The following is a 14,435-nucleotide window of genomic DNA, read 5'->3' on the forward strand; positions in this document are numbered from 1 at the left end:
CCTTCCTTTTATGATTTGCCCCTCAACTGATTTAGGAGAGTATCTGAGCCAATATTAAATATGAAGACGAACTATGAAAGAGTATTAATAGAACTTTAGACTAGCTGAATTATGGGTTTGTATATAAATAATTTCATATTACCACCCTTTAAACTATTGTATATTTTGGAAAAGAGGATAAACTATGAATTTTAAAATTATCACTAAAAAACGAACATTAAGTATAGGTTCTGAAGGAGTATCTAAAATCGAAGAAGATTCACAATATTTAAATTCACCGAAACTTCCTAATACTAGTATAAATGATTTATTTGAGATTAAAATTAAACATGATTTTGTAAAACGAATGGAGATTGAATACACCCATTCGGATGAATTTGCCTTCATTATCGAAAAGTATTATTGGGATACACTCAAAATCAATGACGATAATATAAACGAATTTTTAGAAAGTTCAAATGCTATACCTATAGCTATTCCTAAACCTAACTCCACAAAATCAAAGTACATAATTAATTATTTTGATTTTAAAAGAATAAGTAATAAAGCTCCATCAAGTGAGGAGTACAGTTTTTATTTAGTTTCGTTAAAAATTAACCCTGAACAAAAGCTAGGTCTAACTCTAATCAGTGATAAGGCCAAAAAAAATGATGTGAAAGAGAAAAAAGTAGCAATCTTTATTCATGGCATTGCTTCAGAAGTAGGGGATAATTTTTCTGGACTTTATGAATGTCTTAAAAATGACTTCCAAATATTCGCTTACAATTACAATAGTATAAGTGAAGGGATAGAAGAAAACGGAATATTATTTAAACAATATCTACAAAAATTCAAAGGTAAAACAGTCCATATTTTTTCTCATAGTATGGGGGGATTAGTATCAAGAGCTGCTATTCATAAAGGAGCAAATATAGATACCTTAGTTATGGCAGGTACCCCCAACAATGGAGCTATTCTATCAGAAAGAGTTAGAGGCATTATTTATCCTAGTAAACTATTAAGAAAATTAATAGTAGGATCTTTAAAAGGTATGTTCCACTTCACTCCGAAAGATATTTACTACATAAAGGAAAATTTAGTACCTGGATTAGAGGATTTATCACCCGATTCCAATATCATAGATCATTTAAATAAATATGAATCAAATACGAATAAATACTTTGTGCTAGCTGGACATTTAGCCTCTTTAAATCATGATGGGATTGTAAAAGTTAAAAGTATGACAGAGATTAAGTCTATTACCTTAAAGTATTCAAAAATGCCCTTTTGTCTCCATACTTACTACTATAAAAGCACAAGTAAATTACAGTCTCATATACTTAAAGCACGTTCTTATTTAAAAATCTAACTTTGTTTTGAGTTTTTTATAAATATTGGTAATCTATATTCCCGTCACACTGTAATATCCAATAGTATTTATTTTAACTTCATTCCTTCTTTCTCGTATAAGTTAATAACTACAAATTCGAAACTTTGCGGGGATTAAAATCAAAAGAATCTATTACAAATAAATATAAATTATTGAACTAAGATATAAATAACATTGTAATGAATGATATTCAAAAAACACCTATGCAAAACAATAGTAGGATTTACCTTTTGATAAGTTATAATATTTATAGAGGTAAATCCTCTCTTTTATCATTTGCCCCCGCAACTGATTTAGGAGGAACTACTTAAATGACGAAAAAGAAAATATCACCAATTAAAAGCTATAAGTTAAAGAACGGTGAAACACGATATGAATTCCCTGCTTATTTAGGAATTGATCCATTAACAGGTAAACAGAAGCGTACGATGAAACGTGGATTTAAAACACATAAAGAGGCTGAATTAGCACTTGCCCGTATCAAGCTAGATGTAGCTAATGGTACGTACAAGCAAGAACGTGCTGAAACGTATCAGGAGCTTTATGACCTATGGGTGGTTCAGTACGAGAATACGGTAGAGGAAAGCACATTCGTAAAAACAACTGGCCTGTTCAAAAATCATATACTCCCTTCAATGGGTGCTTACAAGATTGAAAAAATGACGATTGATATATGCCAAAAACATGTAAATGAATGGGCGGGGAAATTGAAAAAGTATCGTACCGTAAAAGCATACGCAGCTAAGGTATTAGATTTTGCAGTTAAACGTGGATACTTACAAACCAACCCATTCACACATGTTGAAACACCTGTAAATGTATCAAAAAAGCGAATAGTTCAGGATGATGGCGAAGAAGCGGAAAATTTCTATACACGTGAACAACTTATTCACTTCCTGTCATGCCTAGAGCAAGAAAGTAATTTTAAAGCCTATGCATTATTCCGATTATTAGCATTTAGCGGCATGCGTAAAGGTGAAGCACTAGCTTTAACTTGGAATGATTTAAACTTCACTTCAAATGAGCTTCGTATTAATAAAGCTATATCACGTGGGAAAGATAATCAGCTATATATGAAAACGACGAAAACAGGTGTAGCACGTTCAATTAAAATGGATAATAAAACAATGGCTGTTATGAAGGAATGGAAGAAGCAACAAAAGCAGGACTACTTAATACTTGGTTATAATACAATGCAACCAAAGCAGCTAGTATTCAGTAATGAAGTAAATGAATATTTACAGCCAACTAAAACTCGTAAATGGATTTTACATGTACAGAAGAAATACAAGCTAGGAACGATTACGACACATGGCTTACGTCATACACATTGCTCATTATTATTTGAAGCTGGAGCTAGCCTAAAAGAAGTTCAAGATCGTTTAGGCCACAGTGATGTTCAAACAACAATGAACATCTATGCCCACGTTACAAAAAAGGCTAAGGAAGAGGCTATTCAGAAGTTTGCCAGCTATCTTGAAATGTAATTCTTTGAATACGTTTTGACTACGTTTTTGACTACGTTCCATTGATATTCGTTGAAACTGTATGATATTAGACAAAATAAAAAACCCTTGATATACAAGGGTTTTGACATTCATTGAAACTCAATGAAATCGTATTATGGAGACGGTGGGAGTCGAACCCACGTCCAGAAGCTCCAATACGCCGGCTTCTACGCGTGTAGTTTGTCTACTTGCAATTCGCGAGTTCTTATGCCGACAAACAGGCGTCCGAATCGCTAACCTGGAAATCTCTTACCGTTGACTCAGGTGGTGCCAACGATCGTATCCCACTTAAGTTGAACCCAGCGTAGTCTACATGGGCGATAGACAGGCTGAGTGCTACGCGCTATTAAGCTGCGAAAGCGAAGTTTTGTTGTTTGCCAGTTATTATATAACTTCCGTTGTTGACGAAGACGAGACCTCCGACGCGCGACCAGAGCTTGAACCACCCCTGTCGAATCCGTAACGTCCCCGAGTAGTAGTAAACCCGAGTTAAGTTCGGAAAAGAGCTAAATGCTCTTTAAAACGTGTACCGTATGAGTAGATACACACTGGCTAGTACAGTAAATTATAAGACAAAACGGCTAAGCTTGCAAGTAATTCTGCTTCTCTCGTACACTGCCAATATTTTCTTAGCTTTGTTTATACAATTGGTTGCGGTAGTCTACAGGTGTGACACCGTGGAATCGCTTGAACAGCTGCGTAAATTCAAAGTAACCGTTCAACCCAATCATTTTCGAAATTTCCTTGAAGTCCATTTGCGTATCTTCCAGTAATCCTTCTGCTTTGTGTAATCGAACTTTCGTAATATATTCATTTACCGGCATCCCGACTTGCTGCTCGAAAATACCATTATAGTCCGGATACTCATCGGCAATTATATCCTCAACCAATGCCAAACAGTCGGCATATACACTATACTTTTCAACTAAAATAACAACTTTATCGACCAATTCTGCGTTGCGTAATCCGTTCACCTGTGGAAGTCCCCCTACGTATGCTAATGCCATTGACCAAAACACCTCAAATTTTATAGTTTTAACCTTACTTTTACGCCACCTTAGATTTGTACCCACATTTTTTAGATTGAAAACCAACTTTTTGGCCGAAAAAAAGAGATGTGTAAAAAATAACTCAATTTGTTTCACACATCTCTTTTTGGTCAATCTATAAATGCTGTTAAATACGTAGGTTTCCGCTTACTGCTGGCGATCCTTGAAAGCACGTTCCATATCACGCTTCGCTTCTTTTTTCTTCATATCATGACGTTTATCGTAATCTTTCTTACCTTTTGCAAGACCGATTAGTAACTTCGCATAGCCGTCTTTAATATACATTTTCAGCGGAACGATTGTGTAGCCGTCACGCTTTACGGCACCGACTAATTCACTGATTTGCTTTTTATGTAAGAGCAGCTTGCGTTCGCGTAATGGGTCATGATTGTAGCGGTTCCCTTGGTCGAATGGCGAAATATGCATATTTTTTACCCATGCTTCCCCACCCGTCACACTAATATACGCTTCCTTCAGCTGGACACGGGCACCACGTACGGATTTAATCTCCGTTCCTGTCAGTACCATCCCTGCTTCAATTGTTTCTTCTATGAAGTAATCATGGCTCGCTTTTTTGTTTTGAGCTAAAACTTTACCTGCGCCTTTTGCCATTCGTTTTACACCTCTATTTTAAAGATGGAAGAGCTATGATGCCGAAATTGCACCATAGCTTCACACCTTACTATTTCTTTTTACTTTTTTTCTTTTTGCCTTTTGCGATGCCTTCATAAAACTTCGGCTTATCGCCTGATTTACCTTCTTTGCGACGCCCGCGTGGATCACGGTCAGATGAGCTTGAACGTTTGGCTTTTTCAGGACGTGCCTTGCTGCCACCGCGTGTTTTGCGGTCACGTTTTTCGCCTGTACGCTCATCATCTTTTTTGCGGCCTTCTCTGCGACCTGCATGGATGACTTTCGATGTTTGGCGACGAGCCGGACGTGGGCTGCTCACCATATCGACGATTTCAAAGTCGACAGAAGATTCCTCGATCACGACATTCGCCACACGGATCTTCACTTCATCCCCGATGCGGAACTGGCGGCCAGTACGCTCACCGATCATCATCATATGACGATCTTCAAAACGGTAGTAATCGTCCGTCATATTCGAAATATGAACAAGACCTTCCACCGTATTTTCAAGCTCTACGAAAATACCGAAGTTCGTAATCGAAGAAACAATCCCTTCGAACTCTTCCCCAATCTTATCGGACATAAACTGCGCTTTTTTCAGTGCATCCGTATCACGTTCTGCTTCAACGGCACGACGCTCACGACCAGATGTATGATCCGCAATTTCATCCATTACTGCGCTCCATTGTACAACCGTTTCCTTTGATGTATCGCCATTAATGAGATACGTACGGATTAAACGATGGACGATTAAATCCGGGTAACGACGAATCGGTGATGTAAAGTGCGTATAGAACTCTGTCGATAAACCGAAGTGGCCTAATGACTCGGCATAATATTTCGCCTGCTGCATTGAACGTAACAGCATCGTTGAAATAACCGGCTCTTCCGGCAAGCCTTCAATCGAACGAATGACTTCCTGTAATGCTTTCGGGTGTACCGAGTTTCCAGTACCTTTTATCATAATACCAAAATTTGTCACAAACTCAAAGAAACGTTGCAATTTTTCCGGCTTCGGATCTTCGTGAATACGGTATAAGAACGGTAGCTCCATCCAGTGGAAATGCTCGGCAATCGTTTCATTCGCTGCAAGCATGAACTCCTCGATCAGACGCTCTGCTACGGTACGTTCGCGTAACACGATGTCAGTCGGCCAGCCGTCTTCATTCACAAGGACTTTCGATTCTTTGAAATCAAAGTCAATCGCACCGCGTGACATACGTTTATTGCGCAGAATTTGCGCTAAATCGGCCATGTCTCTGAACATCGGCACTAAACTTTCATAGCGCTCCATTAATTCCGGGTTTTCGTCCGGATTTTCTAAAATGTTATAAACGTCCGAATACGTCATACGCTCCGTCGTTTTAATGACACTTTGGAAAATTTCATGCTTCACCACTTGGCCGGCTTGGTCGATCGTCATTTCGCATGACAATGTTAAACGGTCAACTTGTGGGTTCAATGAACAGATTCCGTTCGATAAACGGTGCGGAATCATCGGAATTACGCGGTCTGTTAAGTAAACAGATGTCGCGCGTTCATATGCTTCCTGATCGAGTACAGAGCCTTGTGTCACGTAATAACTAACATCGGCAATGTGTACACCAAGCTTATATGTGCCATTGTCATTTTTCACGACCGTTACGGCATCATCCAAATCTTTCGCGTCCGCACCATCGATTGTGACGATGACTTCATTGCGAAGGTCACGACGTCCGACTAAATCCTGTTCCGTAATCTCATCCGGCACATCGACTGCCGCCTGCACAACCTCTTGTGGGAATTCTGGCGGAATATCATATTTATAAAGAATCGATAAAATGTCCACACCTGGATCATTTTTATGACCTAAAATTTTCGTGATCATCCCTGTCGCAGATTTCGTTGCGTCTGGCCAGTGCGTTACTTCTACAACGACTTTATGACCGTCGACCGCACCCATTGCGTCCTCTTTTGCGATAAAGATATCCATATTCAATTTCTTATCATCTGTAACGACAAAACCAAAACCGCGATTTGCCTGGTATGTACCTACAAATGATGTTTTGCTGCGTTCAACGATTTTGACGATCGTTCCTTCACGGCGGTCACCTGATTGTTCTTTTAATACACGTACGAGCACGGTATCTTCATTTAGTGCACCATTCACTTCATGGGCCGGGATGAAAATATCGTCCATGCCTTGTTCTTCCGGTGCGACGAAACCGAATCCTTTCGCGTTTCCGATAAAGCGGCCGCGCAGTAAATTCATGCGTTCCGGTAAACCGTAGCGATTTGAACGGGAGCGAACGATTTGTCCTTGCGCTTCCATTTTTACAAGTGTTTTCACTAACTCACGGAACTCATCCGCTTCTTCTAATTCAAGTACATCTTCAATTTCCGATACAGTCATCGGTTTATAGCCATCGTCCTTCATCATATCAAGAACGCGCTGTTGTAATTCATTTTGTTGTGTCATGTATTATTTCCCTCCTTTGAACAGAAAATAAAGTTTCTTACGATGTTGTGCTTTTGGAATGAACTTTGCGTTTTGGCACCCGTGGATTTCCGTTTCGGCTGCAATTTATTGCGGTCACCGCAGAAGCAGCCTTCCAGTCAGTAGAAAGTCGCCGCCTACACCCCAATCCAATGGAAAAACTCCAAATCACAAACTTTCGTAAAAAACAAAAATTTATTCACACCATTAGACTATCCAATCTAACGAATTTAAAAACGTGAGAACTTCTTCATGAAGCTGGTCTTTTTCTTTGTCGAGTGTGATGACATGGCCCGAATGCTCATACCAGCTGATTTTTTTGTCGATGGATTCGACGGTGTCATAAATAATGTTGGCTGAATCGGGGTTGATCACTTTGTCGTTGCGCGACTGGATCACCAAAATCGGCGCATACAATAAGTCGATTGTCTCTCGTACATCGTAAATCAATTGCTGCAGTTCAGGCAGTGATGCCATTCCTTGCTGCTTAATCGCTTCAATCTCTAATTCAATTTCCTGTTCACTTTTACCTTGTTGTTTTTTATATTGTTTTGCATATTCAAGTACGCCTTCAAACATAATGTCTGTCGTACGCATCGTCATCGGCGAGCACATCGTCACAACGCCTTTTACCGGATGACTAGTCGCAAGCTTGAGTGAAAATACGCCACCGAGCGATAACCCTGCAACGGCGATTTCTTCATAGCCTGCCTCTTTTAATTGTGTATACCCGTTTTTAACATCTTGCCACCATTCTTCGGGATTTGAGACAATCAGTTCTTCTGGCGGAACACCATGTCCTTTATAATGTGGGGCAAGCGATGTGTAGTCATGCTTTTCCAAAAAGCGTCCAAGCATCCGCACATCGGCCGAACTACCTGTAAATCCATGTAATAATAAAACCGCTCTCGGTCCTGCCTGAAAGAAGAACGGTGAAGACAAAGCTGATTTCATACACGTGGCTCCCGTCTTGTTCCATAATATGAGAAATACGATTCGAACACACCTTCGAACCGTGGAAAACTTTCCATTTCTTTCTTCTATTATACTGTGTTTCCTGCCACACTAAAAGAAAAAGCCCAACCTAGCATTAAATGCTTGGTTAGGCGTTTAATTTCAATCTAATTTTCAATCGATCAGAATTTCGTAATCGCTAATGCTAATACGAAGAAAGCAACAGAAAGAACGATTGTTGTGCGGTGTAGGACTAGATCCATTCCACGAGCTTTCTGTTTACCGAATAGTTGTTCAGCTCCACCAGAGATGGCACCTGATAAACCTGCGCTTTTACCTGATTGTAATAATACTACTACGATTAAGGCTATCGCTACGATAATAAGTAATACTGTAAATAACGTATGCATTTGCTCCACCTCCCAGACATGGACGTCACAATACAAAATAGTATATCAAAAGGAGGCCGCCATTACAATATTTCTTGGAAATGAACATCATATTTTATCCAACAATATCCACTTTTATTCAGAATATTCTTTCGGAGCAATCGAAAAAGCATGACACCCGCAATTTCATACGGGCACCATGCTATAGTTGTTTTAATTAGTCGTTGCTGTTGTCATCTTTATTGTCATCAACAGCGCCGTCAACTTCTGTATCGTCATCTAAAGTATCTTCTACGTTATCATCGTTGTTGTCGTTGTTGTCATCAACATCTAACTCAATATTCGTATCGTCCGTGTTGTCCTCCATTAGGCCGTCATCTGTACCGTCATCGATGTTGTTATCGATGTTCGTATCATCCTCATCGTTACATGCTGCCAGCGATAATGATAGTAACAACGTCATCATCAGAGTAGGTGTCTTTTTAAGTTTCATAATGTAATAGCCTCCTTTGGTGTATGCTTTATGTTTCCCCGATATCCAAAAGAAAAACCTTTTTTTCATTTTTCACCGCAAAAAGATATTTTCAGGCATTGTATTTTCTTCCTGATTTTTATCCGCTATAGTGAGATGAGGAGGTGAAAATCGTGCAGCAATCGAGGCATTATTTATTTGTCAAAACATTGTTAAACCGCATGAAAATGGATGATTTGGACGCACCGGCAATCGAGCAGGAATTTTACCGATTGGAAGCTGGACTGTCAGGCGAACAGAAGTTGAAAAGACTTCTCTCGGACTATCATTTTAAATCCGCTTCCCATATTTTTTATAATTTTGAATGCATCAATTCAAAAGGTTTTACGCATCAAATGGACGCTTTGCTCATTACGTCGCACTTTGTTGTCGTCATGGAAGTGAAACAAATGTCCGGCACCCTATTTTACAAACCCGCTCTCCATGAATTTTCCCGCGTCCATGAAAATGTCACTGAAAACTTCCCGAACCCGTTTGATCAGGCATACCGCCACCAGCTTTTTTTGGAGCATCAATTGAAAGCGTGGCAAATTTCCATCCCCGTTTACCACATCGTCGTGCTTGCCAATCACCGCGCAACACTCGACCATTCCCTTTCCAATTTTCCGATTATGCATATAAGCGGCATCCCGAGATTTATCGAAAAACTGTATCGGCAGCATCCGAACCCTCGCGCGAATATTACTTTTCTGCAAAACCAATTAGAGCAGCTTTACGAACAGCTCCCCCCTCGCCGGACAATTGAAAGGCACCGGCTACGTAATGGTGTTCTTTGTAAGGAGTGCGATTATGCGAATGAAATGCATTACAGGCAAGGCTACTTTACTTGTCCTGTTTGCGGAGTGAAAAGTAAAGACGCGTTGTTCGAAACTTTTCTGCAATACCGAATTTTAGTCGGCCCTCGTATAACAAATAAAGAGTTCCGTGAGTTTTTTAATATTTCGTGTATCCACACCGCTTCGAAACTGTTGGGGAAAGCCGGTTTGGAAAAGCATGGGGTAAATAAAGGAACGTATTATATGATTCCGGAGAAGTTTGAGTAAATGTACAATATTGAAAAGGACGTGGAGAATATGAAGGAAAAACAAAGCAAGCGCATTATGAAATCCGTTGCAGAAGAAGATACACAGGTTGCAGATATTGCCGGGCGTTATGATGTCGGTCCTTCAACGGTAAATGAACACCGCGACTCGCTGGTCCCCGCAAGCGAAGCAGAAAAAATTAAGTCTGCGTACGAAAAGAAAATACGTGCACTGGAAGTAGAAAATGAGATTTTGAGAAAAGCGATTCGAGGAATTTCGGACATTGAGCGGTAGTTTGAGAGGCAAGAGGTGCAGACCCCCTTCATTTAGTAAGCGGGGTCTTTTCATTTTCTAATAAATCCTGAAAAGTTCTAATATAAATTTATTTGTTCTAATAAAATGCCGATCTTCTAATATAATTGCGGTTTGTTCTAATAAGTGTTCCAGATGTTCAAATAAAGTGTCTGCTTCTTCTAATATCGAGTCGCCATCTTCTAATAAACCTCTCCAATGTTCTAATAAAACCCCGGCACGTCCTCTCCACGCGCTTTTCACCCGGAAATAAAGCTCTTTAACAACTTAAATTCACAGAACTTCTAATATCTATTCCGGTTCTTCTAATATCCCCGACAGATCTTCTAATATCCGCTTCAATTGTTCTAATAAACCCCCGCTACTCCCGCTCCATTTCTTCTAATAAACCGCCCCCCCCCCCCGCACCCCAACCCCACCCCACCAAAAAAGACACCCGCCAAAAGCGAGTGCCCCCCTACTACATACAATTATTTAATATTATAGAAAGAATTTAACCCTTCAAAACGGCTTGTTGCGCCTAGTTGGTCTTCGATGCGTAGTAATTGGTTGTACTTCGCAACGCGGTCCGTACGAGATGGTGCACCTGTTTTGATTTGCCCTGCGTTTGTTGCAACAGCGATGTCAGCGATTGTGTTGTCTTCTGATTCGCCTGAACGGTGAGAGATGACAGCTGTGTAGCCAGCACGTTTCGCCATTTCGATTGCTTCAAATGTTTCTGTTAATGTACCGATTTGGTTAACTTTGATCAAGATCGAGTTGCCAACGCCTTCTTCGATACCGCGAGATAATTTCGTCGTGTTTGTAACGAACAGGTCGTCACCAACTAATTGTACGCGGTCGCCGATACGCTCTGTTAATAGCTTGTGGCCAGCCCAGTCGTTTTCGTCTAAACCGTCTTCGATTGAGATGATTGGGTATTTAGAAGTTAACTCTTCGTACCAAGCAACCATTTCTTCAGAAGTTTTTTCAACGCCTTCACCAGCTAAAACGTATTTGCCTGTTTCTTTGTTGTAAAGCTCAGAAGATGCAACGTCCATCGCTAAACGGATTTCTTCGCCCATTTTGTAGCCGGCTTTTTCAACTGCTTCGATGATTACTGTGATTGCTTCTTCGTTTGAACCTAAGTTAGGAGCGAATCCGCCTTCGTCACCTACAGCTGTGTTGTGGCCTTTTTCTTTTAATACTGTTTTTAAGTTATGGAAGATTTCTGTACCCATACGTAATGCTTCTTTGAATGATTTCGCACCTACTGGCATTACCATGAATTCTTGAATGTCCACGTTGTTGTCAGCGTGTGCACCACCGTTTAAGATGTTCATCATTGGTACTGGTAATTGCTTCGAGTTGAAGCCACCTAAGTATTGGTATAAAGGAATGTCCAGGTAGTCAGCTGCTGCATGCGCTACTGCCATTGACACACCTAAAATTGCGTTTGCACCTAATTTACCTTTGTTTTCTGTTCCATCAAGTTCGATTAACGCTTGGTCGATTACTACTTGGTCCAATACAGAATATTGGCCTTCAAGTTCTTCCGCGATAATTGTGTTGACGTTTTCTACCGCTTTTTCAACACCTTTACCTAAGTAACGGCCTTTGTCTCCATCACGTAATTCAACTGCTTCATATTCACCAGTTGAAGCACCAGATGGCACGATAGCACGGCCGAATGCGCCTGATTCTGTGAATACTTCTACTTCTACTGTTGGGTTACCGCGAGAATCTAATACTTCACGAGCATATACTTGAGTAATGAATGGCATAATAAAAAACTCCTCTATTGATAAATTTAGTAGGTGCTTGCACAAGGACAAGCTATATAATTAACCGCGCGATCAATTCTGTTCGCTTGGCATAACTAACGATTTCCCTGTCATCTCTGCAGGTTGGGCAATATTAAGTAATTCAAGCATTGTCGGTGCCAGATCGGCTAAAATACCGTCTTCATAAAGCATGACACCAGGCTTCGTCACAATCACCGGTACCGGGTTTGTCGTATGTGCCGTCATCGGCTTGTCATCAAGTGTCACGACTTCATCCGAGTTCCCGTGGTCTGCTGTAATGATTGCATAGCCGCCTTTAGCCGTAATCGCATCAACGACTTTCCCTAAACATTCGTCCACTGCTTCGATCGCTTTAATCGTCGGTTCAAGCATTCCTGAATGTCCGACCATGTCCGGGTTCGCAAAGTTTAAAATGATCGCATCGAACTTATCTGCTGCAATAGCTTCCAGTAAAGAATCCGTCACTTCATACGCGCTCATCTCCGGCTTCAAGTCGTAAGTTGCCACTTTCGGCGATGCGATTAAAATGCGCTCCTCGCCGGCAAATGTCTCTTCACGGCCACCGCTCATAAAGAACGTCACATGCGGATATTTTTCCGTTTCCGCGATACGAAGCTGCGTTTTGCCTGCTTTGGAAATAACCTCACCGACTGTATTGACTAAATCGTACTTTTCGTACGCCACATCTGCAACGACATCATCACTGTAATGTGTAAACGTAACAAATTTCAGATTCGTCGGATGATTTTCAGAGCGTGGCATCGCGTCAAACTTTTCATTTGTCATTAAAGACGATAATTGAATCGCACGGTCCGGACGGAAATTGAAGAAAATAACCGCATCGTTTGAGCTGATCGTTGCGGCTGGTCGGCCTTCTTCTGTCACGACAAACGGCACGACGAATTCATCATGCACTTCACGTTCATACGAAGACTCGACACCAGCTGTTGCAGTAGATGCTGTTTGACCGATCCCGTCAACTAACGCATTGTACGTTAAGCCGACACGTTCCCAGCGGCGGTCACGGTCCATTGCATAATAGCGACCGTGAATCGAAGCGAACTTCCCGATCCCGATTTCTTTCATTTGTTTTTCAGTTTCACGGATATAACCAAGTGCTGTCGTTGGACCGACATCACGTCCATCTAGGAAACCGTGAACATATACTTTCTCAAGACCATTTGCTTTCGCCAATTTCAACAAGGCAAACAAATGCTCATAATGGCTATGAACACCGCCATCAGAAAGCAGACCCATTAAATGAAGCTTTGAACCATGCGCTTTTGCATGTTCAACAGCCTCCAGTAAAGATTCGTTACGGAAGAAATCACCGTCACTAATGGATTTATGAATACGTGTCAAAGACTGGTACACAATACGTCCAGCTCCGATATTTAAGTGTCCAACTTCAGAGTTCCCCATTTGACCATCTGGTAGACCTACTGCTTCACCACTTGCTGTTAAAGTCGCATGTGGATAGGCATGCCAGTAACGGTCAAAGTTCGGTTTATTTGCTTGTGCTACGGCATTACCTTTCACTTCATCGCGAAAGGCAAAGCCATCTAGAATAATTAGTGCAACGGGTTGTTTAGGCATTTTCTGCCGCCTCCAATAACTTCATGAATGATGCTGGCTGTAGGCTTGCTCCTCCTACTAATGCGCCATCGATATGCTCTTGTGCTAAAAGCTCTTCAATGTTTTCAGGCTTCACACTGCCGCCGTATTGAATGCGCACTTTTTCAGCTGTATCTTTTCCGTATAATGTTTCAATCGCCAGACGGATTGCACAGCACACTGTGTTCGCATCTTCTGCAGTAGCTGTTTTCCCTGTTCCGATTGCCCAGATTGGCTCATAGGCAATGACCATATGCTCTACTTCAATTGGAGCAAAGCCTTCTAATGCTTTTGTAATTTGGCGTGCCACTTTTGCTTCGGTTTGCTCCGCTTCACGTTCTTCCAATGTTTCACCACAGCAAATAATCGGTACAATACCGTAATTAAGTGCAGCACGGACTTTTAAGTTGATCGCTTCGTCCGTTTCATTGAATAGCTCACGACGCTCCGAATGACCTAAAATCACATAGTCGACATTGACATTCGAAAGCATTTTCGGGCTGATTTCCCCTGTAAATGCGCCTTCATCTTCGTAGTGCATGTTTTGTGCACCAATTGCCAGGCTTGAATCTTCTGCCCCTACGACAAGTGTTGGTAAATATAATGCAGGTGCACAGATGACCGCATCGACTTTATCCGGAGAAGGAACCTGTTGTTGGATTTCTTCGATAAAATCAACTGCCTCATCAAATGACTTATACATTTTCCAGTTTCCTGCTATAATCGGTTTTCTCATTCAAAACCCTCCGTTTTTAAAAGATTCTGTCCGGTTGATATCCGCTAGGCAAAGCTT

At 41.0% G+C, this 14,435-nt stretch carries 13 protein-coding genes and 1 other RNA gene; 4 read left to right on the forward strand and 10 right to left on the reverse strand.

The window, feature by feature from the left end:
- Nucleotides 1–184: 184 nt before the first annotated feature.
- Both MKY51_RS14435 and MKY51_RS14440 read left to right on the forward strand, forming a co-directional pair.
- Nucleotides 185–1,348 carry a hypothetical protein gene (locus tag MKY51_RS14435; protein WP_339173327.1) on the forward strand — a complete coding sequence of 388 codons (1,164 nt, stop codon included), beginning with the start codon at nt 185–187 and terminating at the stop codon, nt 1,346–1,348.
- A gap of 332 nt (nt 1,349–1,680) precedes the next feature.
- On the forward strand, nt 1,681–2,856 hold the full coding sequence (locus MKY51_RS14440) for a site-specific integrase (protein WP_339173329.1): 1,176 nt from the start codon (nt 1,681–1,683) through the stop codon (nt 2,854–2,856).
- Nucleotides 2,857–2,990: 134 nt separating this feature from the next.
- Here MKY51_RS14440 and ssrA read toward each other — a convergent pair.
- The 7 genes from ssrA to MKY51_RS14475 all read right to left on the reverse strand — a co-directional run bounded on the left by ssrA (nt 2,991) and on the right by MKY51_RS14475 (nt 8,844).
- Nucleotides 2,991–3,347, reverse strand: a transfer-messenger RNA (tmRNA) gene (gene ssrA, locus MKY51_RS14445).
- 159 nt (nt 3,348–3,506) lie between these two features.
- Nucleotides 3,507–3,884, reverse strand: a complete 378-nt coding sequence (locus MKY51_RS14450) for an AraC family transcriptional regulator (protein WP_339173332.1) — start codon at nt 3,882–3,884, stop codon at nt 3,507–3,509.
- A 189-nt stretch (nt 3,885–4,073) separates the two neighbouring features.
- Nucleotides 4,074–4,538 carry an SsrA-binding protein SmpB gene (gene smpB / locus MKY51_RS14455; protein WP_339173334.1) on the reverse strand — a complete coding sequence of 155 codons (465 nt, stop codon included), beginning with the start codon at nt 4,536–4,538 and terminating at the stop codon, nt 4,074–4,076.
- Between the two features lie 70 nt (nt 4,539–4,608).
- Nucleotides 4,609–7,017, reverse strand: coding sequence for a ribonuclease R (rnr, locus tag MKY51_RS14460; protein ID WP_339173337.1), 2,409 nt, complete (start codon nt 7,015–7,017; stop codon nt 4,609–4,611).
- A 225-nt stretch (nt 7,018–7,242) separates the two neighbouring features.
- Entirely contained in the window at nt 7,243–7,989 is a 747-nt protein-coding gene (locus MKY51_RS14465) for a carboxylesterase (protein ID WP_339173340.1), read from the reverse strand.
- A gap of 182 nt (nt 7,990–8,171) precedes the next feature.
- The gene (gene secG, locus MKY51_RS14470) at nt 8,172–8,399 is read right to left on the reverse strand and encodes a preprotein translocase subunit SecG (protein WP_008408959.1); all 228 of its coding nucleotides are present in this window, start codon (nt 8,397–8,399) and stop codon (nt 8,172–8,174) included.
- A gap of 196 nt (nt 8,400–8,595) precedes the next feature.
- Entirely contained in the window at nt 8,596–8,844 is a 249-nt protein-coding gene (locus MKY51_RS14475) for a hypothetical protein (protein ID WP_339173347.1), read from the reverse strand.
- A 179-nt stretch (nt 8,845–9,023) separates the two neighbouring features.
- Here MKY51_RS14475 and MKY51_RS14480 point away from each other — a divergent pair, with 179 nt between their 5' ends.
- The gene (locus tag MKY51_RS14480) at nt 9,024–9,953 is read left to right on the forward strand and encodes a nuclease-related domain-containing protein (RefSeq protein WP_339173350.1); all 930 of its coding nucleotides are present in this window, start codon (nt 9,024–9,026) and stop codon (nt 9,951–9,953) included.
- A 30-nt stretch (nt 9,954–9,983) separates the two neighbouring features.
- Nucleotides 9,984–10,226 carry a hypothetical protein gene (locus MKY51_RS14485; protein ID WP_339173352.1) on the forward strand — a complete coding sequence of 81 codons (243 nt, stop codon included), beginning with the start codon at nt 9,984–9,986 and terminating at the stop codon, nt 10,224–10,226.
- 488 nt (nt 10,227–10,714) lie between these two features.
- Here MKY51_RS14485 and eno read toward each other — a convergent pair whose 3' ends face one another.
- The 3 genes from eno to tpiA form a co-directional block, all read right to left on the reverse strand.
- Nucleotides 10,715–12,007: a phosphopyruvate hydratase gene (gene eno / locus MKY51_RS14490; protein ID WP_339173354.1), complete on the reverse strand. Its 1,293-nt coding sequence runs from the start codon at nt 12,005–12,007 to the stop codon at nt 10,715–10,717.
- A 72-nt stretch (nt 12,008–12,079) separates the two neighbouring features.
- Complete coding sequence (gpmI, locus tag MKY51_RS14495) at nt 12,080–13,624, reverse strand: 2,3-bisphosphoglycerate-independent phosphoglycerate mutase (protein WP_339173357.1); 1,545 nt, start codon at nt 13,622–13,624, stop codon at nt 12,080–12,082.
- Nucleotides 13,617–14,378, reverse strand: coding sequence for a triose-phosphate isomerase (gene tpiA / locus MKY51_RS14500; RefSeq protein ID WP_339173358.1), 762 nt, complete (start codon nt 14,376–14,378; stop codon nt 13,617–13,619). Before tpiA ends, gpmI begins: the two co-directional genes overlap by 8 nt.
- Between the last annotated feature and the right edge of the window lie 57 nt (nt 14,379–14,435).

The organism is Solibacillus sp. FSL R5-0691, from assembly GCF_037974225.1.
GTDB lineage: Bacteria > Bacillota > Bacilli > Bacillales_A > Planococcaceae > Solibacillus.

Excerpts from the sequence above, each read along its gene's own strand:
- MKY51_RS14435 (WP_339173327.1), top strand. The coding sequence starts at position 185 with ATGAATTTTAAAATTATCACTAAAAAACGAACATTAAGTATAGGTTCT.
- MKY51_RS14440 (WP_339173329.1), top strand. The coding sequence starts at position 1,681 with ATGACGAAAAAGAAAATATCACCAATTAAAAGCTATAAGTTAAAGAAC.
- MKY51_RS14450 (WP_339173332.1), bottom strand. The coding sequence starts at position 3,884 with ATGGCATTAGCATACGTAGGGGGACTTCCACAGGTGAACGGATTACGC.
- smpB (WP_339173334.1), bottom strand. The coding sequence starts at position 4,538 with ATGGCAAAAGGCGCAGGTAAAGTTTTAGCTCAAAACAAAAAAGCGAGC.
- rnr (WP_339173337.1), bottom strand. The coding sequence starts at position 7,017 with ATGACACAACAAAATGAATTACAACAGCGCGTTCTTGATATGATGAAG.
- MKY51_RS14465 (WP_339173340.1), bottom strand. The coding sequence starts at position 7,989 with ATGAAATCAGCTTTGTCTTCACCGTTCTTCTTTCAGGCAGGACCGAGA.
- secG (WP_008408959.1), bottom strand. The coding sequence starts at position 8,399 with ATGCATACGTTATTTACAGTATTACTTATTATCGTAGCGATAGCCTTA.
- MKY51_RS14475 (WP_339173347.1), bottom strand. The coding sequence starts at position 8,844 with ATGATGACGTTGTTACTATCATTATCGCTGGCAGCATGTAACGATGAG.
- MKY51_RS14485 (WP_339173352.1), top strand. The coding sequence starts at position 9,984 with ATGAAGGAAAAACAAAGCAAGCGCATTATGAAATCCGTTGCAGAAGAA.
- eno (WP_339173354.1), bottom strand. The coding sequence starts at position 12,007 with ATGCCATTCATTACTCAAGTATATGCTCGTGAAGTATTAGATTCTCGC.
- gpmI (WP_339173357.1), bottom strand. The coding sequence starts at position 13,624 with ATGCCTAAACAACCCGTTGCACTAATTATTCTAGATGGCTTTGCCTTT.
- tpiA (WP_339173358.1), bottom strand. The coding sequence starts at position 14,378 with ATGAGAAAACCGATTATAGCAGGAAACTGGAAAATGTATAAGTCATTT.